We start from the raw sequence: 19,821 nt of genomic DNA, 5'->3' as shown, positions 1-19,821 counted from the left end.
CCACTACCATCGTTACTGGTCGGCTGATATTAACCGATAGCTTTTCAAGCTTGGTTGTCGCCATGGAAGAATGGTGTGCGACGACTTTAATTCAAGCACGGACCGCAGTGATCACGCCGATGAATCCGATTCCAGAAATTCGACTGACCCAAGCCAACGACAAGGCGATCAATCCGGATGCCCAGTATGTGTTGCACTGGATGACGTCCGCCCGGCGTATCCGCTACAACTTTTCTCTCGAACACGCGATTTACCGGGCCAAAGAGCTGTCGCTTCCGCTCGTGATTTTTGAGCCTGTGCGTGTTCGCTACCAGTGGGCCAGTGATCGAATTCACCGATTCATCATCGAAGGGATGCGTGACAATGCGGCCGAGTTAGAAGACAAGCCCGCGACGTACTTTCCCTACGTCGAACCGAAACCGGGTGAAGGATCACCGCTGCTACTGACGCTGGCAAAGTCCGCCGCGACGGTGGTGACTGACGAGTACCCCTGTTTCTTTCTGCCCAACCTGATCACCGCCGTAAAAGACCGGTTGCCTGTGCCGCTGGAAGTCGTCGATACCAACGGCGTGGTCCCGCTGCGGATGCCCGATCGAACATTTACCGTCGCGCACAGCTATCGCCGCTGGATGCAAAAAAACATCCTGGATTGCTTAACCGAGCTCCCAAAATCCACGCCGCTTTCGCGAATCAAGCTACCGACGCTCGACAAGTTGCCCGCAGAGGTGACGAAGCGTTGGAAACCTGCTGATTTCAAGGAGCTGCTGGATAAAGACGGGCTGTCCAAAATCCCGATCGACCATGACGTTGCCCCAAGCCCGGTGCTAACCGGTGGCAGCGACGCGGCAGGGAAAAGCTTGGATCGATTCCTAAAACGTCGGCTGGGCGACTACGGCGAACAGCGGAATCATCCTGACGAGCACGCGACAACGGAACTGAGCGCGCACTTGCATTTTGGCCATATCGCCGCGCACGAAATCGTCCAGCGTGTGCTCGATCACGAAGACTGGACGCCGGACCAGACCTCCAAGGCGAACGGCAAAAACCATGACTTTTGGAACACCAGCGAATCCACCGAAGGCTTTTTGGACCAAGTGCTGACGTGGCGTGAAATGGGGTTCAACATGTCATTCCGCGAGCCCGATCGGTACGACAAGCTGGACTCATTGCCGGACTGGGCCCGAAAGTCCATTCGGGAGACAGCCGATGACGAGCGTCCGGTGACGTATAGCCTTGAGCAGTTCGAAAACGCTGACACGCACGACGAGCTATGGAACGCCGGCCAGCGACAGCTCGTCCGCCAAGGCATGATGCACAACTACATCCGCATGCTTTGGGGCAAAAAAATATTGCACTGGACCAAGTCGGTCGATCGGGCCTTGGAGATCATGATCCACTTGAACAACAAGTACGCGCTCGATGGTCGCGACCCAAATTCATACAGCGGCATTTTCTGGGTGTTGGGGCGATACGATCGAGCCTGGGGGCCGAAGCGACCGGTGTTTGGCAGCATTCGCTACATGACCAGCGACAGCGCTCGAAAGAAGCTGCATCTCAAGGAATACTTGCGCGAGTTTCGGGCCGAGAATGGATAGCCGCGCAAGGCTTGAAGATGCGTGCGGGGTAGCCCCCTTCACATTGCCAGCATTTCCCTTGATATTGATTAAATCGATAATGTCGAGCGTAATTCTGTCCGAAACGGATAGTGAATTGGGGGGCGTTCGACGCTGGGATCGCGATCTGGTGGTGTTTATTTCGCAAAAAGCCCTTGCCGATCCGAGCATGGGTCGATACCCTTCCGAATTCTCCGCCCGAGGCCCGAAAACCGTCGGTTCCTGTGGCGGATCAGCTCCGGTTCGACAGGCAAGGCACCCCTCCAAGGCGGTCGCTAATCTCCCGTCGGTCGAACTGTCGCAAGCGGCGTCTGCGTGATAGATCGAAATCAATTCGACGCGGACACTCCATGGATCCGGTCGCGATGGCGATGCCCTGATAAGCAATGCCCAAGCACACGGGCCTTTGCGATCCGGGATGAGCTGGCCCCCGACCCGTGCGGTCAACCCGATGATGGCTGAACGCGCGATTACCGTATACCGAACATTAACCGCAGAACAATTCCGTGACCGTGCAACGTTCCTACGTGGCCAAACCGGGCCAAGTCGAAAAGAGCTGGCATGTTGTCGACGCCAGTGACGAGGTGCTCGGACGACTGGCAAGCGACATCGCTGTCATCCTGATGGGCAAACACCGCCCCGAGTACACCCCGCACGTTGATTGCGGCGACTTCGTGATTGTCACCAATGCTGACAAAGTCGCGATGACCGGCCGCAAGATGGACGTTCGTCACTACACCTGGTACACCGGCTACCCAGGGCTTCGCCTGGAAAGCTATGGCGATCGCCAAGAACGCAAGCCAGAAGATTTGATCTACCACGCGGTTCGCCGGATGCTGCCGAAGAACAAGCTGGCTCGCCAAATGCTGAAAAAGCTGAAAATCTACGCCGGCACCGAGCATCCACACTCGGCACAAAATCCCCAACCGATGAAGCGCACCAGCAAGAAAGTTGGTTAGTGCTGCGGCATCCAAACGATCCACTTACCTTTTTGACGAACTGTACTGATGACCCTGGTCAAAAAAGACAAAATTAACGGCGATTCGTTGGGTACCGGCCGACGCAAAAGCAGCGTCGCTCGCGTCCGTGTTCGCCAAGGCGATGGCAAAGTCACCATCAACCGGCGTCCACTCGACGAGTACTTTGTGAACGACCAAGACCAAAAGGCCGTGGTCGAAACGTTGGCCGCTGTTGAGCTGGCTGACAAAGTTGACGTGATCGTCCGCGTCAGCGGTGGCGGCTTGACCGGCCAAAGCGGTGCCGTCCGCATGGGATTGGCCCGTGCACTGGTCAGTTTTGACGAAGCACTCCATGACGCACTTCGCGATGGTGGCTTCCTGACCCGCGATTCCCGCATGAAGGAACGAAAGAAGCCTGGTTTGCGTGGTGCCCGTCGCGGCGTCCAGTTCAGCAAACGATAACCTCTGGATAAACTCTTGGGTAAAAAAGAAGAAGCTTTCGAGGTCGAGGGTACTGTTACGCAGGCCCTCGCAAACACTCGGTTCCGAGTCCAACTGGAAACCGGTAATGAAGTCATGGCGCACGTCGCAGGACGGATGCGCAAACACTTCATCCGTATCGTCCCGGGCGACAAAGTCCGCGTCGAGCTTTCTCCTTATGACCTCACCAAAGGTCGTATCACTTACCGAGAACGTTAGTTCCACCGGTCTCTTTGACTCATCAGCCTAAGCAACACCGGACCACCACCTGATCGGTCCGGTTGATTGCTTTCGCGTCTCAGTCGTGTACGCTTTGGGGCCCTCCATCCCCGCCCCAACTTAAGCGTGAACGCCCATGCGCATTGTCACTGCCGCAGTGATGCTGGCCGCCGGTTTGTTAGCCACCGCACTGCCAACAGTTCCTTGCTGCGCCGCACCAACGCCAGAGCAACTGCAACCTGGCCAACAGCAGCCTGGCCAACCGCCGAACATCGTTTTCGTGCTGTGCGATGACCACCGTTTCGATTGCCTTGGCGCAGCCGGGCACCCGTTCATCGAATCGCCGCACATGGATGCGATCGCTCGCGAAGGCGCGATGCTGACTCGGGCCTATGTTACGACTTCACTGTGTTCACCCAGCCGGGCTTCGATCCTGACCGGCCAGTACGCGCACAACCATCACGTCGTCGACAATTATCACCCAGTCGATCCGGGCCTCGTTTTCTTTCCGCAGCAATTGCAACGGGCTGGCTATCAAACGGCGTTCTTTGGCAAATGGCACATGGGCGGCGACATCGATGATCCGCAGCGCGGGTTTGACCACTGGGTCGCATTCAAGGGCCAGGGGACCTATTGGCCAGACGGACATGGCACCACGCGTGAGGTCCCTCAAACGACCTACGATGGGCTGAACGTCAACGGCGAACGTGTTGAACAAAAAGGCTACATCACTGACGAGTTGACCGACTATGCACTTGAGTGGTTACGAGGGCGCGGCACCGACAAGCCGTTCTTTATCTATGTCAGCCATAAAGGCGTGCATGCCGATTTTGTTCCCGCCGATCGTCATCGCGGTCGCTACGACAACCAACCTCTGCCGATCCAGATCCCGAGTGTCGATGCGATGCGACAGGGCAACTTGCCGATGTGGGTTCGCAATCAACGCAATAGCCGCCACGGCGTCGACTTTGGCTACAACCTTGCTGACTTTTCACCCGAGGTTTACTACCGACGCTACTGTGAATCGCTGCTGGCTGTCGACGACAGCGTTGGCGCGATCGATGCTTACCTGAAGGCCGAAGGCATTCGCGATAACACGCTGTTCGTTTACATGGGCGACAACGGGTTCCAGTTTGGTGACCACGGTTTGATTGATAAACGCGTCGCTTACGAAGCGAGTGCGCGGGTTCCATTGCTGATGCGGATGCCGGGAACCATACCGGCTGGCAAGCCCTTCGGCAGTGTTGTCGCCAACATCGATGTTGGCCCAACGCTACTTGAAGCGGCCGGAGCCCCGTCGCTTTCGAAGGCCGATGGGCGAAGCTTTTGGCAAGCGATCTGTAACGGCAAGCCGGACGTTGCCGACGGCGAGCGGGAGTTGCTTTACGAGTATTACTGGGAACGCAATTACCCGCACACGCCAACGCTGCACGCGGTGATCGGTGGCCGCTGGAAATACATTCGCTGCCACGGGCTGTGGGATCGCGACGAGCTGTATGACCTGACGAGCGATCCGGCGGAGATGCACAACCTGATTGACGATCCCCGGCACGCTGATCGCGTCAAAGAAATGAACGCCAAGCTATGGGCGTTGCTGGAGCAGTCCGGCGGCAAAGAGATTCCACTGCTCGAAGATCGCGGGCCCGTGTTCCCGTGGCGGCACCCGAAGCATTCCTCGCAGGCCCCGTTCCCTGCGGAATATTTCCGCAAGGGCGAGAAGCCTGATTAAGCCTCGTGATGCAAGCCAGTGGCTTGAACTAGGCGTCGTAGGCTGGCGGTGCCCACGCGGCAGGATCGAAGTCCGTTTCTGCAATGAAGAGCTTGCCGGCGTTCGAGCAAACTGCCTGGTCTTCCTTGGTCATGTGCTCGACAGCGGTGGTGATGATCAACATCAGCTTGCCCTGGTACTCGACCAATGCCGGGCAAGTGTTTTGCGTCGACAATGGGGTACGCCACACGCGCTCGCATTCGCCAGTCGCCAAGCAGTACTGCCGAGTTTCGCCGAACGGGCCAGCACTCGGAAGGAACATCGAAACGATGATGCTCTTGCCGTCTGGTGTCAGGATCGATCCATCAGGTACGGCGGGATCTTCGGTCAGGTCCAAAACGACTTCTGGCTCGCCAAGCGTGCCGGCCGCGATGTCCAGCGCGTAACGAACGACGGTGCGCGTGGGCGAGTCGGTATCGATCAAGAACAGCTTTCCGTCTTGCTCGACGACGGATTTACCGTTGCTGCAGATCTGGTCGTCGCGGAGGCAGATCAGTTTCGAATCGCTGCCGCGGTACAGATAGAGGCCAGCTTTCTTGGTGGCGAACTCCAGGTCTTTGCAGCCGAAGATCAGGTTGTCTTTGTATGCCAAGCCGTCATTGATGATGGTGTTTTCAACCGCTTGGTCGACGCCTTCACAAAACGGTTCCCAGCTGCCGTTGGAAACGTCAAAGTAGCCGAGGGTCCGTTCGCATCCGACGACATATTTGTTTTCCGTACGACACGGGAACGCAAATCCGGGGCGTCCAGGCAGGTCCATCGAAACGTTTTCGCCGGTGGTGAAGTCGTAACGGTTCAGGCTGCCAAACGTCACGTCGCTTCCGTGTTGAATCCCGACCCAGGAAAACTTGCCGGCACCGTTCTGGTAGGGGCCTTCGGGAAGGAATCGCAGGGCATCCGTCATCGGGAAATCCAGCGGGGATGCTTCAATTACGGTAGCCACTTCAGAGACCTCGGCGTATTTCGGTTGGGGAAAGTCTGACGATCGTTAAATCATCGGAGGGGGCACGATAGCGGGAATCAAGTTTTTTCAAAACACCCCGAACTGCTCCAACAGGCATTTTGGGACACCGATCCCAACCACGTCTACCTCGCCCAAGACACCTGCAGCATCAGGGTTGGCGAAACCCTCTTTGGCGGCCACGAAGGTGATTGTCAGGTCGGCGCGAAACGTCGTCTGGCTCGGCACACCGGTGTCGCAGTCGAGGCCTGTGGGGATGTCGATCGCGACACGATAGCCTGGCAATTGATTTGCCAGCCGAACCGCATTGCCGAACAGCCCACGTGGTTCACCGGATGCCCCGGTGCCCAGCATGCAATCAACGAGGCAATCGCTGGGCCGCAGCAAGTCTTTTAGCTCGTTTTCGTTGCGGGCCACCTCGATTTGGATCTCCGCCTTGGATGCGATCGACGCGTTAATCGCCGCGTCGCCACGGAGCTTTTCCAGTTCGACGAGCGAGATTACCCGTACCGTCCGGCCGGCAAGTTCCAGATGGCGGGCGATCACGTAGCCATCGCCGCCGTTATTCCCCCCGCCGCAGAGCAGCCCAACTGGCGTTTCGGGTGGCGTTCGGGCGAGGATTCTCTCGGCCGCCCCGCGCCCGGCGTTTTCCATCAACACCACACCAGCGATCCCAAATTCGTCGATTGCAATCTTGTCGATTTGTCGTACCGCGTCACGTTTCATTTCGGGACCTTGTTTGATTTTCTGAGCTTGCCAGCCTCGTCCTGTCGACAAAAATACTGGGCGTCTCATCACCTCGAAGATTGGATTTTGCAATGCCACTGTACGAATACGAATGCCCCGAGTGCAATCAAGCCGTCGAAGTTCTGGTCCGCAATCCCGATGAAAAAGCCGAGTGCCCCGATTGTGGCAGCCACAAGCTGACCCGGCTAATGAGCGCTACGGCAGCTCCCAACATGAACGGCAGCAAGAGTCTGCCGACCGCCAGCCCAAGCTGCGGTGCGCCACGCTGCTGTGGCGGCGGCATGTGCGACATGTAGGACACGTCAAACTTGTGACGAGGCTCCCGCCTCGCCACACCATGTCTCGCAGGCTCCGCCTGCCCACTCCACTGCCTCTCGTAAGCAGAAACCGTCCCAGCCCGCCAGGCTGGGCGAGATAGCTTGCATGGTGCCTCCGTAAGAGCCACCCCGCGTGAACTCTCCCCGCGATCCTTCGCCGGCCAACGGCTAGTGCGCTTCCAGCCAGTTTTTTCCGGTACCCATCTCAACCAAGATCGGGACTTCCATTGGCAGTGCGTTCTTCATCGCCGCTTCGATCACGGGCATGACCTGATCGGCTTCACTCTTGAGCATGTCGAACACCAATTCGTCATGCACGGTCAGCAACATTTTGGTTTCGAAGCCTCCGGCTTTCAATCCATCGGCGACGTTGATCATTGCCAGCTTCAGCATGTCCGCGGCGGTCCCTTGGATTGGGCTGTTCATCGCCAAGCGTTCGGCGGCCGCTTTTGAATTGCGTGACCGGCTCGTAATGTCGCGCACAAAGCGACGGCGTCCCGTTTTGGTTTTGACAAAACCGTGCTCTTGAGCGAACTCGATGGTCGAATCGATGTATCGCTGCACGCCGGGGTACTTTTCAAAGTAGTTGTTGATCAAGTCACTTGCTTCGGCACGCGGGATGTTCAATCGCTGCTGCAGACCGAATGCGCTGATGCCATAGATGATCCCAAAGTTCACCGTCTTGGCTTTCGCACGCATCTCACGCGTGACGTCATCCGGATCGACCTTGTAGACCTTTGACGCGGTCACCGTATGGATGTCTTCGTTGTTGATAAACGCGGACATCATCGCCTCGTCCTGGCTGAGCTCGGCCATGATTCGCAGTTCGATTTGCGAGTAGTCAGCTGACAGGATCAGGTGATCTTCCGAACGCGGGACAAACGCGGCTCGGATTTCACGGCCGCGTTCTTTACGGACGGGGATCGTTTGCAAGTTCGGGTCGTTGGACTGCAGTCGCCCCGTCGCCGTCCACGTTTGGCTGTAATGAGTATGCAGTCGCCCGGTCTCGGGATTGACCGCGCCGGGCAGTTGGTCGACGTAGGTGGACTTCAGCTTGCGGGCGTTGCGGTAATCCAGCACGTCACGAATGATTTCATGTTTGCCGCTCAGCCGTTCTAGCTCGGCTTCACGCGTTGAGTACTGTCCCGTCGCGGTTTTCTTGGGCTTTTCTTCGAGCTTCAATTCTTCGAACAAAACCACGCCAAGCTGCTTCGGCGAATCGATGTTGAATTCGTGTTGGGCAGCGGCATAGATCTTCGTTTGCAGGTCGTCGATTTCTGTTTGCAACAGTTCCGCGTACTTGCCGAGCGATTCGGTGTCCAAAGTGATCCCGTTGAATTCCATTTCGACCAAGACGGGAACCAGCGGGCATTCGACGTCATTGCAGACCTGCTGCACTTCGTTCTCTTCCATCACCGTCCGCAAGACCTCTGCCAATTGCAGTGTCACATCGGCGTCTTCGCAAGCGTACTCGGCAAGCTGTTCCAGCGGCACGTCCGCCATCGACTTCTGCTCTTTGCCTTTGGGGCCGATCAAGTCGCTGGTAGGAATCGGTTTGTAATTCAGGTACAGCTCACACAGTGCGTCCATCCCGTGTGGCATTTCCGGTTCGGCGATTGTATGCACCAGCATCGTGTCGAACAAAGGCGGCGCGACCTTGATGCCTTGCCATCGCAGCAGCGAGACATCGTATTTCAGGTTGTGGCCGATCTTCGTGATCTTGGGATCGCTTAACACATCGGCGAACTCTTCAAGCATCGCCTGCCGCTCGTCGGGGTCACTCGGGCAAACAACATAGTACGCTTCGTGCGGGCGCAAGCTAATCGCGATGCCGAGTGGTTCGGCCGTGCGTGGATCCAGCCCCGTTGCTTCGGTGTCGAAGCAAAACGCGTCGGCTTTGCGGAGCTGTTTGATCAGATCGGTTCGGGCTTTCTTGGTCGTTACCGTGTGGTAGGTCTTGGTGACGTCGGCGAGTGTTTTTTGATTGGCTGGCTCGTCGAACAGCGATTGCTGGATCTCGCTTTTGCGTTTTTCCTGAACAACCGCAGTCCGGGCGGATGCGGCGGAGAACGAGTTTCCGAACAGCCGCTTGCCGACGGTTTCGAATTCGAGGTCGACCAGCAGTTCACGTAGCTTGGCTTCATCGTTCCCTTTGCAGCGAAGCGATTCCAAATCGACTTCGGTGGGAACATCTAGCTGAATGGTGACGAGCTTTTTGCTCAGCAAGGCTTGTTCGCGGTTTTCGGCGACGCGTTCCTTCTGTTTGCCTTTCAGTTTGTCGACGTTGTCGAGCAATCCTTCGACACTGCCGAATTCGCTGACCAGTTTCTTGGCCGTCTTGGGGCCGATGCCGGGAACGCCAGGGATGTTATCGCTGGCATCACCCATCAAGCCGAGCACATCGATCACTTGCGTGACGCGATCGATCTCCCAGAGCTTGCAGACCTCATCGACGCCGAGCACTTCCGCTTGCCCGCCTTTGGATCCCGGTTTGTAAACGTGGATCTGGTCGGTGACCAGTTGGTGGTAATCCTTGTCCGGAGTCACCATCCAGGTTTCAAAGCCTTCCGCTTGGGCTTGGTGTGCCAAGGTGCCGATCACGTCGTCGGCTTCGTAACCGGGCATGCGAATGACGGTGATGTTCAACGCTTCGAGCAATCGATCGACCAGCGGAATCTGGCTCGCCAAGTCTTCGGGCATCGCATCACGGTGTGCCTTGTATTCCGGAAACGCCTTGTGACGTTCAGTCGGTTCGGAGGTATCGAAGGCAAACGCGATGTGAGTCGGTTCGTGCTTGGTCAGAATATCGGTGACGGTGTTCAACATGCCGAACACGGCCGACGTGCATTGGCCGCCCGAAGTGAAGCGTGGGCTGCGTATCAGTGCGAAGTGTGCGCGATAGAGCAGCGCCATCCCGTCAAGCAAATACAGTTTCTTGCTGGGTGCGAACAAGTCTTGTGTTTCGTTGGCCATCAAATCGTTCGCCTGACGTGGCAAAGTTGAATGAGAAATTTTTGAATCGCGATACCGGCAGTTGCCGCCAGCAGTCAATCCTTTGCGATCGGCGTGATCCCGTTGCCCATTGAGACAATTGCCTGTTGAGACAATTACGGCGCCCCGAAGCTGGATCACTTTGTGCCCTTCTGACACCAGCGAATTTAAGCTGCAACGCGATCGAATCCTACCCGCAGGATTTCAAGCCGCCGTTTCACCTCGGAAATTGCGGGATCAAATGCCAATCGGCGGCGGATCCGACACTGCGGCAGCCCCAATAACTTCGGTGATTTGTTAGATTACGGATGATTCCTGGCGGTGGTGTTTGATCGCCCGTCCGATAGAATTTTCACCGACTGGAATGAACGCTCGGTTTTTGCAACCGAGCCACTTTGAGTCCCCTTTGCAAAGTGAATGAAACACCATGGGCTTGTTTGACCGGTTACGTCACGAACTGATCGACATCATCGAGTGGCTCGATGATTCGCACCACTCATTGGTTTGGCGTTTTCCACGCTACAAAAACGAAATCAAAAACGGCGCACAGCTGATCGTCCGGCCGGGACAAATGGCCGTGTTGGTCAAAGGCGGCGAGATCGCTGACGTGTACGGGCCGGGGCATTACGAACTGACCACCGAAAACATGCCCGTCCTGTCGACGCTGATGGGCTGGAAATACGGTTTTGAAAGCCCTTTCAAAGCCGAGGTGTACTTTGTCAGTACTCGCCAAATCACCGATTTGAAATGGGGCACACCCAACCCCATCATGTTGCGGGATCCCGAATTCGGTCCGATCCGTATTCGCGCGTTCGGCACCTATTCCTTGCAGGCGACTGACCCCAAGGCACTGCTGCAAGAAATCGTCGGCACCGATGACGATTTCCGCTCCGAGGAAATCACCGACCTGCTGCGTTCGATGATCATTTCGGCGTTCAGTCAAACGTTGGGCGAACTGCAGATCGCGGCGCTGGATATGGCCAGCCGCTATCACGAAATCGCTGCCAAAGTCCGCGAGCATGTCGTCGAACAAATCGATGACGAATATGGACTGGATTGCCCGCAGTTGGTGCTCGTTAACATTTCCCTGCCCGAAGAAGTCGAAAAAGCTCTCGACACTCGCACCAGCATGGGCGTGATCGGTGACATGGGCCGTTACCAACAATTCCAGATGGGCAACGCGTTGACCGACGCCGCGTCCAACCCATCCGGTGGCGGCGCGTCCGAAGGCATGGGGCTTGGCATGGGAATGGCCATGGCCAACCAAATGATGGGCGGAATGATGAACGCGGGAAACGCCGGTGGCCACGGCGCCGCTGCTCCCCCACCACCTCCGCCAGCCGGATGGCACATCGCGGTCAACGGCCAAACCCAAGGCCCGTTCTCGATCGCACAGGTCACCTCGGGCATCGCCAGTGGCGAAGTCACTCGCGAAACGATGGTCTGGAGCGCCGGCATGCAAGGCTGGTCGGCTGCCGCGACGGTTCCCGCACTGGCGAACCTGTTTGCGTCGCAGACCCCACCGCCTCCACCCCCGCCAGCTTCCTAAACGAGTCGGACTGTTTGCGTGCAGGATCCGCGCCCCGAACTATCGAGTGATTTTTCCGGCGGGACGGAATGGCTGGTCGACGCCCAAGGTTGTCGCGTCGACTGGCTGACCGATCTTCGTCGCGTGCGCGCGGTCTGCGACGAAGTTCTCGCGGATCTAGGATTAAACGTTGTCGCCGAACCGCTGTTCCATCGCTTCGGTGGGCCCGGCGGTGTAACGGCAATGTACCTGTTGTCGGAATCCCATTTGGCCTGTCACACCTATCCCGAAGTCGGCTTTGCAACGTTCAATTTGTACTGCTGTCGACATCGTCAACGTTGGCACTGGGAAGACGCCCTCCGCCAGCACCTTGATGCGGCGGACGTGACGGTTCGCATGATCGAACGTCATGTCGAGACCGGAGTGAAGCCACGATGAAAGGATTTAAAACGAAGTGCCCGGCTTGTGGTGGCCCCACTGTCTTTCGCAACAGTTGGGCGCTGGTAACGGTTTGCGATTTTTGTGGCACGACGATCGGACGCACCGATCGTGATGTCGAAGACCTTGGCAAATTCGCCGAAGTCAGCGACCCCGCATCCGGATTGCGGCGTGGCGTCAAAGGACGCTGGAAAGGGCAGCGATTCACGATCGTCGGTCGCGTTCGTTATCGGCACTCCGGCGGCGGAAGCTGGGACGAATGGTACCTCGAATTTCCCGGCAATAAGGTCGGCTGGCTAAGCGAAGCGCAAGGCCAGTTCGCACTCACCAGCCAATACCCGCTTCGCGAAGGCACCGACCTTCCCACATACGATTCCCTGGACTTGTTGCAAACGGTACCGATCAAACGCACCAATTTGACGGTTCGTGAAAAAGGCGTCGCCACAGCAGAAGGCGCCGAAGGTGAAATCCCTTGGCACTTCGTTCCGGGTGCAGAACACCACTATGTCGACTTGCAAGGCGACACCAACCAAGTCGCCACATTCGAATACGGCGAGGGCGGCAGCAGCGCAGGACAAGCCGCTTTCTTAGGCACCACGGTCACGCTCAGTGATCTGCACATCGACATCAACGAGCTGAAACCCGAAATCGTTGACAGCGTCGATGCGGTACAGCTGCCTTGCCCCAAGTGTGCCGGGCCGCTTTCATTGCATGCCCCTGACGACACGTTGCGGATCGCATGTCCAAACTGTTCGTCGATGCTGGACGTCAACGACGGCAAACTTTCGCTGTTCCAGTCGCTGCACCAAGAAGCGTCGAAGGTCCAGATTCCCCTCGGCAGCGAAGGCGTTTTCGGTGACACCAAATATGTCGTCATCGGATTCATGGAACGCTATGCAAAATGGGAAGGCAAGATTTTTCCCTGGTCCGAATACCTGCTTTACAACCGTGACGCCGGCTATCGATGGTTGATCTGCAATAGCGGCCACTGGTCGTTGGCCGCCCCCGTGACGTCGACACCCAAGGGCAAAGGAACCCACCTCGGTTACGACAAGCAAACCTTTCGCCTTTATGACCGGGGAACCGCCCACGTTCGCTACTTGCTCGGTGAGTTCTACTGGAAAGTCAACATCGGCGATGTCGTGCAAACGTCCGATTACATCTGCCCGCCACGAATGGTTTCGTTCGAACAAGCCGGGTACGGCAAGTCGAAAGAGGTGACGATTTCCGAGTCGTTCTACATCACGCCCGAAGAGGTCGAATCGATCTTCGGCGTGAAGGATTTGCCGCGACCTTGGGGCGTCGGCGTGATCCAGCCCAAACCGTCGATGGGGAAAAGCTTTTGGCTCATGTGGGCGGGCTTCTTGGTCTATCTGTTGCTTGCGGCGATCACGGTGAACCGCAACAAATGGGACGGCGGGCTGCTGACGTTGGCCGCGATCGGAGTCTCGATCATTCCCGGCCTCACACTGTTTTACCTGCACAGTTTCGAAGTGCAGCGGTGGCAAGACAGCGATTACAGCCCCTATGCCTCGGACGATTAAGCGATGAAAAAAGCGATCTGGTTCACTTACTTGACTGTCGGCATCGTCATCTGTTCTTGGTTCACGGTGGCGACCGCGCTGGGATGGAAGTCACCGAGCTTTGGCGGCAGTGGCTATTCCAGCGGTCGGCCTTATGGCACCAGCTACCTCGGCGGCGGGCGATCCTATGGCGGATCGTGGGGCGTCGGAAAATAAACTCAAGCCGCCAGCGGCGATTCATCCAACAGCAACGGAGAAGCGAAACATGCAACCTCTTCAAGTCCTCTTGCCTTTGGCGCAAGCAACGTCATCCGGGCTGCCGGCTGCGCAAGAAGCGGCATCCGGAATGAGCATCCTCGGCGGCCACGTCCTTGCCGCGGTGATCTTTTCGGTGATCGGGATCATCGTCTTGGGCGTTTGTATCCTCGTGATGGAAAAGCTGACGCCTTTTTCGATCTACCATGAGATCGTCGAGGAACACAATCAAGCACTCGGGACAATCGTCGGCGCGATCGTGTTAGGTATCTCTCTCATCATCGCCGCAGCCATCCTCGGATGATCAATCGCGCGCCGAACTACTTGCTGTATCTAAACGTTCTCGTCATCGCGACGTGCGGGCTGATTTACGAATTGCTCGCCGGGACGTTGGCCAGCTATCTGCTTGGCGACAGCGTCACTCAGTTTTCGTTTGTGATTGGCGTTTATTTGTCTGCCCTCGGGATCGGCTCGTGGCTGTCGAAATACGTTGACGAACGTCTCGCCCGCACCTTTATCGAAATCGAACTTGCGCTCGCCTTGCTGGGCGGACTGTCGACGCCGCTACTGTTTATTGCCTTCGGTCACATCGCGTGGTTCCAGACGGCGTTGTTCAGTTCGGTCGTGTTGATCGGAACGCTCGTGGGGTTGGAATTGCCGCTACTGATGCGGATCATGCGCGAACATCTGGACTTTCGCGAATTGGTGGCCCGCGTTTTGACGTTCGACTACATCGGAGCGCTGCTGGCGTCAGTGTTGTTTCCGGTCTTGCTGGTGCCGCGTTTGGGTTTAGTGCGGACGTCGCTTTTGTTTGGATTGTTAAACGCCGCCGTCGGACTTTGGGGCACCTACTTGCTGCGACCATTGCTTTCTAGTCGCGGATTGGCCGGGCTTCGCGGACGTGGTTTTGTTGTCGTCGGGATCTTGGCGGTCGTGTTTATTAAAGCAGACACGTTCACCCACTGGTCCGAAGAAGCGATCTTGGATCATCCGATCGTTTATGCAACGCAGTCTCAATTCCAACGTATCGTCGTGACCGAACAACGCGATGATTTCCAGTTGCATCTCAACGGTCACTTGCAATTCAATTCACGCGACGAGTATCGCTACCACGAAGCCCTCGTGCATCCGGTGATCGGTGCGGCAAAACGCTTCGAAAATGTCCTGGTACTCGGCGGCGGCGACGGTTTGGCCGTACGCGAGATCCTGCGTTACCCAGACGTTCGGTCAGTCACGTTGGTCGATCTGGACCCGGCGATGACACGCTTGGCGACGGAGTTCGGCCCTCTGGTGGAACTCAATCAATGGGCACTCTCCGATCCACGAGTCAGCGTGATCAATCGCGATGCCTTTGTCTGGATCGGTGAAGACGACGAACAATTTGACGCCGCGATCATCGACTTTCCGGATCCAGGCACCTATTCGGTCGGAAAGCTGTATACGACGCGGTTTTTCGCGATGTTACGAGAACGCTTGACTGCGGATGCGATCGTTTCGGTCCAATGCACCTCGCCATTGGTCGCTCCCAAGTCCTACTGGTGTATCCTGGAAACGATTCGCCAAGCCGGTTTTGACGTGCGCGGTTACCGTGCGTCGGTGCCGACGTTCGGGGTCTGGGGGTTTGCGCTCGCCGGCAAGACGCCGCTGCAAAGTACAACGGATGGGCGTTACTTGGCGTTACAAACACTGCCCGGCGGACTGCGTTACCTTGACGAATCCAATCGTGCCGCGATGTTCGATTTGCCTGTCGATGTTCGGCCGATCGAAATCGAAGCCAATCGCTTGAACGATCAGGTTTTGGTCCGCTATTACGAACAAGAATGGTCGCATTGATTCACGGAGTCTCACATGTCGAAGCGGTGGCAACGTTTTCTTTGGTGGCTAATTGCGACGTTTCTATTGAGTCTCACCCTTCCTGCTTCCAGCGTGACTGCTGCCGACGACGATTATCGCGAAGTCATCTATGGTCACAAAGACGGATTGGCGCTGACGTTTGACGTCTTTGAACCCACGTCACCTGCAAACGGATCGGCAGTGGTGTTCATCGTCAGCGGTGGTTGGCATTCAAAGTGGAACCCACCGCAGCAGACCCGATTCATTCTCTCGCCCTTCCTTGCCGCAGGTTACAAAACCTTCGCCGTCCGGCATGGCAGCAGCCCTCGGTATTCGATCGCCGAAGCGGTCAGCGACGTCCGGCAAGCGATTCGGTTCATTCGTCGCGATGCAGAATCGTATGACATCGATCCGAATCGAATCGGCGTGATCGGGATGAGTGCCGGTGGGCATCTGACGTTGATGCTGGCGACCACCGGCGATGACGGTGATGCCGAGTCCGACGATCCGTTGGCAAAGACAAGCAGTCGCATCACCGCAGGCGTCGCCTTGGTGCCGCCAAGCGATCTGACGAACTATGTCTGGAGCACTCCAGGGCTGGCCGACCAGTACCGACGTTTCCCAGCTCTGGACATTACCAAAGACGAAGCCAAAGCGGTGTCGCCGCTGTATCACGTGACCGCTGACGACGCCCCCTGCCTGATCATCTCTGGCGGAAAAGACACGTTAGTCCTGCCCGAACAAGGCCGCATGATCCACGACAAGATGGACGCCACTGACGTCGAAAACCAATTCATCCTCTATGAAAATTCGGGACACGGCTTGGAAAACGACATGCCCCAGGCGATCACCGAATCGCTGGAGTGGTTCAAGAAACAGTTCGACGCTGCGAAGTAAGCATCAGCGACACAAGCATCAGGGCCGTCGAACTGCGAAAGCGATTTCGCGTTCACGTGAAGAATTCGCGAAGGACAGTCCTTCGACAAATCTGGGTGGTTGTTTGGCGATGGCGGCGTTGATTTATAATCTCGGCCCACACCAATAGACCTGCCTTCCAAACAAATCCCCGGTCGAATTCACATGCCGTCGCTCGCCATCATCCCTGCGTCCCTTGTCCGAACGTCGAAGTCTGCGTTGTTGGCCGCTGTGGTGCTGTCAGTAACCTTGGCTGCACAGGTTGCCGATGCCGGTGACGATGCGTCGAAAGTTTACTGGCAAGCCCACCGGGGTGGCGGTGCTCACGAAGCACCTGACAACACCATCGGCGCCGCAATGTATACCTGGGGCCTTGGCGGCATCCCAGAGTTTGACATTCGCACGACGAAAGACGGTGTCGTTATCTGTTTGCATGACGCGACGATGGCGCGCACGACGAATGCCCCCGCATCGATCAGCGGAACCAAAATCAACAAGCTGGCGTTCGACGAAATCCGTCGTTGGGATGCCGGCGTCCGCTTTAGCGAAGACTTCAAAGGAGAGATCGTGCCGACTCTCGAAGAGGTCTTTCAAAAGATGCAGGAAGACAAGCAGCGGCTCGTCTATCTGGATCTCAAGGATGTCGATTTGGCCAAACTCGGCAAACTGATCGACCAATACTCTGTGAACGAGCAGATCCTGATTGCCAGCCCGCGACAGTCCGACTGCAAGACCTTGAAACAGATCACCGAAGGCCTGCGGACGATGATTTGGATCGGCGGAACCGCGCAAGAGATCAAAGACAAATTCGAAATTGTCGTCGCATCCAATTTTGACGGTGTCGATCAAGTGCAATTGCACCTGCACGATCAAGAGCAAGCGGGTGACTTTCGCTACCAAATCGAGCGTGAGTATTTGGCTGATGCACTTGCAAAGACTCAAGCCGCCGAGATCGACTTGGAAGTTTTCCCATTCCAATTTGACAACGAATCGATCGCCGAACTGATGGCGATCGGAATCCGCTGGTATGCGACCGACGAACCGAAACGGTTCACCGCCGCGGTCAACAAGGCATCGGCAAAACGCTAACGCCGAGCATGAGTGCTATGAAGGCCTGTGACGTGGCCCCTGCCTTGTCACACACCTGGATTCAGGCTCGGTCAAACTCCCGTCGCTCACCAATCCGATTTCAACACGATTCGGTAGCGTGCTTTTCCATCGGCGAGGTGCTGCATCGCTTCGTTGACCTCGCTCATCGGAAACGTTTCAATCATCGGTTTGATCGAATGCCGGGCACAGAACTCAAGCATTTCCTTAGCGCGGACAATCGCGCCGGTAGGCGAACCGCTGATCGACTTTTGCCCCATCAGTAGCGAGAAGCCCGTCGCTTCAATTTTGGGGACCGCACCAACCACATGGAAGATACCGCCGGGACGAAGCGTGCTCAGGTAGGCGTCAAAGTCCAGGCTCACGTTGACCGTGTCGAGCACCATATCGAACTTGCCAGCGACCGATTGCAAGGCATCGGGGTCACGCGAATTCAAAAAATGGTGAGCGCCCATTTCACGAGCTTCGCTCTCTTTGTCAGGCGACGTACTGAATGCGGTGACTTCGCATCCCCAAGCGTTCGCGAATTGCAACGCCATGTGCCCCAGCCCGCCGATCCCGATCACGGCGACACGACCGGTCGGCTTGATATCGTTTTCGACGAACGGATTGAACACCGTCAATCCGCCGCAAAACAGCGGCCCACAGTCAACAGCATCCACACCCTCAGGGATCGGGATCGTCCACGCCGCTTGCGAGCGTAGTCGGTTGGCAAAACCGCCGTGACGGCCGACGATGGTGCCAACTGCCTCAGGGCAGCGGTTTTGGTAGCCGCTTTGACACTGGTCGCAACGCAGGCACGACGACGCAGTCCAGCCGACACCGACCAACTGGCCGACGTCAAGGCCTTCGACGCCATCGCCAAATTTCGTAACGCGTCCGACGACTTCGTGACCGCCGACAAACGGATAACTGGTCATCTCCCAATCGTTTTGCTTCATGCTCAAGTCGCTGTGGCAAATCCCACAGTAATCGACATCGATTTCGACTTCGTCCAAACCCAAAGGTCCAGGATCAAACTCGATCACTTCGAATTTGCTGTCTGGACTGCTTGCGGCGTACGCTTTGAACATTCGTTGCCTTGTTTTAATCGTGCTTGTATTTGAAAAGTGCGTGGTAACTTCGTTGTCCCTTCATCGTAGGGCCAAGGCTAGCTCCCGACGCCTTGATTTTGGTGCACGAGCACGCCAGACTGAATGCCCCTCCCAAGGGCTGGCGACCGTGCTTTCTTCCGTTCCCAGCGACGAGGAAACCTCTTTGACGACCACGCTGTCCTTCATCGTTCCCGCTTGCAACGAAGCGGCCTTGATCGCGTCGACGATCTTGGCGATCCGTCGTTCGGTAGCTGGCTTGCTGGACGCTGACGACTACGAGGTCATCGTTGTCGATGACGATTCGAAAGACGCCACCTTAACCATCGCCCAGACGCACGGTGCGATGACGGTTCAATCCGGCGGTGGTGATATTGGCGCTGCTCGCAATCGAGGTTTCTCTGTTTCCAACGGACAACGATTGATCTTTGTCGACGCCGACACCGTGGTCGATCCGCTGCTGCTGAAGGAAACCCTGACCGCTTTGGACCAAGGCGCCACATGGGGTTCAGCTCTCGTCGCGCCCTCTGACGAGTGCCCTCGATGGGCGTCTTTCCTTGGCATCTTTTACAACTTCTATTACGCACGGTGGTGCAAGTGCGCTTACGGGTGCTACTTTTTCGTCAGACGCGACGCATTCGAAGGTGCGGGCGGTTTTCCCGAGGGCCTTTGCGAAGGCGAAGACATGGCGCTCAGCAAGCGACTGACTGTCTTATATGGTCGGTCGCACCTGCTACGAAATCGCATCCATAGTTCGGCTCGCAAAGCACGCGAGTTTGGGTTTTGGTACCACATGCGTCTCCTGTGGATTGGAATGGCTCCTCGCAACTCGCAAACACCACACCCTGACGTCGTGTCCTATCGTGACGGTGATCGACGACTCGCACCCGGACAGGATGGTCCAGCCCGTTCATAAGCTCAATCGAATTCCAAGAAGGCACGCTCAAGCTGTCGGGCTTCGAACGTTCGATACTTACCCAAGTATTCGCAGCAGCGGTGCCATTTCGATTCGATCCCCGCAACGACTGTTTTCGGTGCGACGCGATCTGGGCCGATGAGATTCGAAACGGCCTGGC

The 19,821-nt window shown here is 56.8% G+C and carries 19 protein-coding genes; 15 read left to right on the top strand and 4 right to left on the bottom strand.

What is annotated here, in order from left to right; translation table 11 throughout:
• Nucleotides 1-200 precede the first annotated feature (200 nt).
• From CGZ80_RS02850 to CGZ80_RS02825, 5 genes are all read left to right on the top strand, one after another.
• Nucleotides 201-1,595 carry a deoxyribodipyrimidine photolyase gene (locus CGZ80_RS02850; RefSeq protein ID WP_094411366.1) on the top strand — a complete coding sequence of 465 codons (1,395 nt, stop codon included), beginning with the start codon at nucleotides 201-203 and terminating at the stop codon, nucleotides 1,593-1,595.
• Between the two features lie 524 nt (nucleotides 1,596-2,119).
• On the top strand, nucleotides 2,120-2,572 hold the full coding sequence (gene rplM / locus CGZ80_RS02840) for a 50S ribosomal protein L13 (protein WP_094411249.1): 453 nt from the start codon (nucleotides 2,120-2,122) through the stop codon (nucleotides 2,570-2,572).
• Between the two features lie 48 nt (nucleotides 2,573-2,620).
• Complete coding sequence (gene rpsI / locus CGZ80_RS02835) at nucleotides 2,621-3,034, top strand: 30S ribosomal protein S9 (protein ID WP_094411248.1); 414 nt, start codon at nucleotides 2,621-2,623, stop codon at nucleotides 3,032-3,034.
• Nucleotides 3,035-3,049: 15 nt separating this feature from the next.
• Nucleotides 3,050-3,271 (top strand): translation initiation factor IF-1, encoded by a 222-nt coding sequence (gene infA / locus CGZ80_RS02830; protein WP_094411247.1) that lies wholly within the window; start codon nucleotides 3,050-3,052, stop codon nucleotides 3,269-3,271.
• Between the two features lie 136 nt (nucleotides 3,272-3,407).
• Nucleotides 3,408-5,000, top strand: a complete 1,593-nt coding sequence (locus tag CGZ80_RS02825) for a sulfatase (protein WP_233148187.1) — start codon at nucleotides 3,408-3,410, stop codon at nucleotides 4,998-5,000.
• A 28-nt stretch (nucleotides 5,001-5,028) separates the two neighbouring features.
• Here the strand turns inward: CGZ80_RS02825 and CGZ80_RS02820 are convergent, their stop codons facing one another.
• Together CGZ80_RS02820 and CGZ80_RS02815 are read right to left on the bottom strand one after the other, a co-directional pair.
• Nucleotides 5,029-5,982 carry an SMP-30/gluconolactonase/LRE family protein gene (locus tag CGZ80_RS02820; RefSeq protein WP_233148186.1) on the bottom strand — a complete coding sequence of 318 codons (954 nt, stop codon included), beginning with the start codon at nucleotides 5,980-5,982 and terminating at the stop codon, nucleotides 5,029-5,031.
• 87 nt (nucleotides 5,983-6,069) lie between these two features.
• Nucleotides 6,070-6,795, bottom strand: coding sequence for an NAD(P)H-hydrate epimerase (locus CGZ80_RS02815; RefSeq protein ID WP_233148185.1), 726 nt, complete (start codon nucleotides 6,793-6,795; stop codon nucleotides 6,070-6,072).
• Between the two features lie 23 nt (nucleotides 6,796-6,818).
• Here CGZ80_RS02815 and CGZ80_RS02810 point away from each other — a divergent pair, with 23 nt between their 5' ends.
• On the top strand, nucleotides 6,819-7,043 hold the full coding sequence (locus CGZ80_RS02810; RefSeq protein WP_094411245.1) for an FmdB family zinc ribbon protein: 225 nt from the start codon (nucleotides 6,819-6,821) through the stop codon (nucleotides 7,041-7,043).
• A gap of 189 nt (nucleotides 7,044-7,232) precedes the next feature.
• Here the strand turns inward: CGZ80_RS02810 and polA are convergent, their stop codons facing one another.
• Nucleotides 7,233-10,037: a DNA polymerase I gene (gene polA / locus CGZ80_RS02805; RefSeq protein WP_094411363.1), complete on the bottom strand. Its 2,805-nt coding sequence runs from the start codon at nucleotides 10,035-10,037 to the stop codon at nucleotides 7,233-7,235.
• Nucleotides 10,038-10,482: 445 nt separating this feature from the next.
• Between polA and CGZ80_RS02800 the strand changes: the two genes are divergently transcribed.
• From CGZ80_RS02800 to CGZ80_RS02765, 8 genes are all read left to right on the top strand, one after another.
• The gene (locus tag CGZ80_RS02800; RefSeq protein WP_094411244.1) at nucleotides 10,483-11,604 is read left to right on the top strand and encodes an SPFH domain-containing protein; all 1,122 of its coding nucleotides are present in this window, start codon (nucleotides 10,483-10,485) and stop codon (nucleotides 11,602-11,604) included.
• 18 nt (nucleotides 11,605-11,622) lie between these two features.
• Complete coding sequence (locus tag CGZ80_RS02795; protein ID WP_094411243.1) at nucleotides 11,623-12,021, top strand: S-adenosylmethionine decarboxylase family protein; 399 nt, start codon at nucleotides 11,623-11,625, stop codon at nucleotides 12,019-12,021.
• Nucleotides 12,018-13,565 carry a DUF4178 domain-containing protein gene (locus CGZ80_RS02790; protein ID WP_094411242.1) on the top strand — a complete coding sequence of 516 codons (1,548 nt, stop codon included), beginning with the start codon at nucleotides 12,018-12,020 and terminating at the stop codon, nucleotides 13,563-13,565. The genes CGZ80_RS02795 and CGZ80_RS02790 overlap by 4 nt, the downstream gene beginning before the upstream one ends.
• 3 nt (nucleotides 13,566-13,568) lie before the next feature.
• Entirely contained in the window at nucleotides 13,569-13,760 is a 192-nt protein-coding gene (locus tag CGZ80_RS02785; protein WP_094411241.1) for a hypothetical protein, read from the top strand.
• A 49-nt stretch (nucleotides 13,761-13,809) separates the two neighbouring features.
• Entirely contained in the window at nucleotides 13,810-14,103 is a 294-nt protein-coding gene (locus CGZ80_RS02780) for a DUF350 domain-containing protein (RefSeq protein ID WP_094411240.1), read from the top strand.
• Nucleotides 14,100-15,632, top strand: a complete 1,533-nt coding sequence (locus tag CGZ80_RS02775; RefSeq protein WP_094411239.1) for a polyamine aminopropyltransferase — start codon at nucleotides 14,100-14,102, stop codon at nucleotides 15,630-15,632. The genes CGZ80_RS02780 and CGZ80_RS02775 overlap by 4 nt, the downstream gene beginning before the upstream one ends.
• 15 nt (nucleotides 15,633-15,647) lie before the next feature.
• Nucleotides 15,648-16,529: an alpha/beta hydrolase gene (locus CGZ80_RS02770; protein ID WP_094411238.1), complete on the top strand. Its 882-nt coding sequence runs from the start codon at nucleotides 15,648-15,650 to the stop codon at nucleotides 16,527-16,529.
• A gap of 183 nt (nucleotides 16,530-16,712) precedes the next feature.
• The gene (locus tag CGZ80_RS02765) at nucleotides 16,713-17,636 is read left to right on the top strand and encodes a glycerophosphodiester phosphodiesterase (protein WP_094411237.1); all 924 of its coding nucleotides are present in this window, start codon (nucleotides 16,713-16,715) and stop codon (nucleotides 17,634-17,636) included.
• Between the two features lie 86 nt (nucleotides 17,637-17,722).
• Here CGZ80_RS02765 and CGZ80_RS02760 read toward each other — a convergent pair whose 3' ends face one another.
• Nucleotides 17,723-18,727 carry an NAD(P)-dependent alcohol dehydrogenase gene (locus CGZ80_RS02760; protein WP_094411236.1) on the bottom strand — a complete coding sequence of 335 codons (1,005 nt, stop codon included), beginning with the start codon at nucleotides 18,725-18,727 and terminating at the stop codon, nucleotides 17,723-17,725.
• A gap of 148 nt (nucleotides 18,728-18,875) precedes the next feature.
• Here CGZ80_RS02760 and CGZ80_RS02755 point away from each other — a divergent pair, with 148 nt between their 5' ends.
• Complete coding sequence (locus CGZ80_RS02755; protein ID WP_158222522.1) at nucleotides 18,876-19,661, top strand: glycosyltransferase; 786 nt, start codon at nucleotides 18,876-18,878, stop codon at nucleotides 19,659-19,661.
• Nucleotides 19,662-19,821 lie beyond the last annotated feature (160 nt).

The organism is Rhodopirellula sp. MGV, from assembly GCF_002251265.1.
GTDB classification, from domain to species: domain Bacteria; phylum Planctomycetota; class Planctomycetia; order Pirellulales; family Pirellulaceae; genus Stieleria; species Stieleria baltica_A.
This window is presented reverse-complemented; position numbering and strand designations above follow the sequence as displayed.

Excerpts from the sequence above, each read along its gene's own strand:
- CGZ80_RS02815 (WP_233148185.1), bottom strand. The coding sequence starts at position 6,795 with ATGAGACGCCCAGTATTTTTGTCGACAGGACGAGGCTGGCAAGCTCAG.
- CGZ80_RS02760 (WP_094411236.1), bottom strand. The coding sequence starts at position 18,727 with ATGTTCAAAGCGTACGCCGCAAGCAGTCCAGACAGCAAATTCGAAGTG.
- polA (WP_094411363.1), bottom strand. The coding sequence starts at position 10,037 with ATGGCCAACGAAACACAAGACTTGTTCGCACCCAGCAAGAAACTGTAT.
- CGZ80_RS02785 (WP_094411241.1), top strand. The coding sequence starts at position 13,569 with ATGAAAAAAGCGATCTGGTTCACTTACTTGACTGTCGGCATCGTCATC.
- CGZ80_RS02775 (WP_094411239.1), top strand. The coding sequence starts at position 14,100 with ATGATCAATCGCGCGCCGAACTACTTGCTGTATCTAAACGTTCTCGTC.
- CGZ80_RS02765 (WP_094411237.1), top strand. The coding sequence starts at position 16,713 with ATGCCGTCGCTCGCCATCATCCCTGCGTCCCTTGTCCGAACGTCGAAG.
- CGZ80_RS02810 (WP_094411245.1), top strand. The coding sequence starts at position 6,819 with ATGCCACTGTACGAATACGAATGCCCCGAGTGCAATCAAGCCGTCGAA.
- CGZ80_RS02780 (WP_094411240.1), top strand. The coding sequence starts at position 13,810 with ATGCAACCTCTTCAAGTCCTCTTGCCTTTGGCGCAAGCAACGTCATCC.
- CGZ80_RS02850 (WP_094411366.1), top strand. The coding sequence starts at position 201 with ATGACGTCCGCCCGGCGTATCCGCTACAACTTTTCTCTCGAACACGCG.
- CGZ80_RS02770 (WP_094411238.1), top strand. The coding sequence starts at position 15,648 with ATGTCGAAGCGGTGGCAACGTTTTCTTTGGTGGCTAATTGCGACGTTT.
- CGZ80_RS02790 (WP_094411242.1), top strand. The coding sequence starts at position 12,018 with ATGAAAGGATTTAAAACGAAGTGCCCGGCTTGTGGTGGCCCCACTGTC.
- CGZ80_RS02825 (WP_233148187.1), top strand. The coding sequence starts at position 3,408 with ATGCGCATTGTCACTGCCGCAGTGATGCTGGCCGCCGGTTTGTTAGCC.
- CGZ80_RS02800 (WP_094411244.1), top strand. The coding sequence starts at position 10,483 with ATGGGCTTGTTTGACCGGTTACGTCACGAACTGATCGACATCATCGAG.
- rpsI (WP_094411248.1), top strand. The coding sequence starts at position 2,621 with ATGACCCTGGTCAAAAAAGACAAAATTAACGGCGATTCGTTGGGTACC.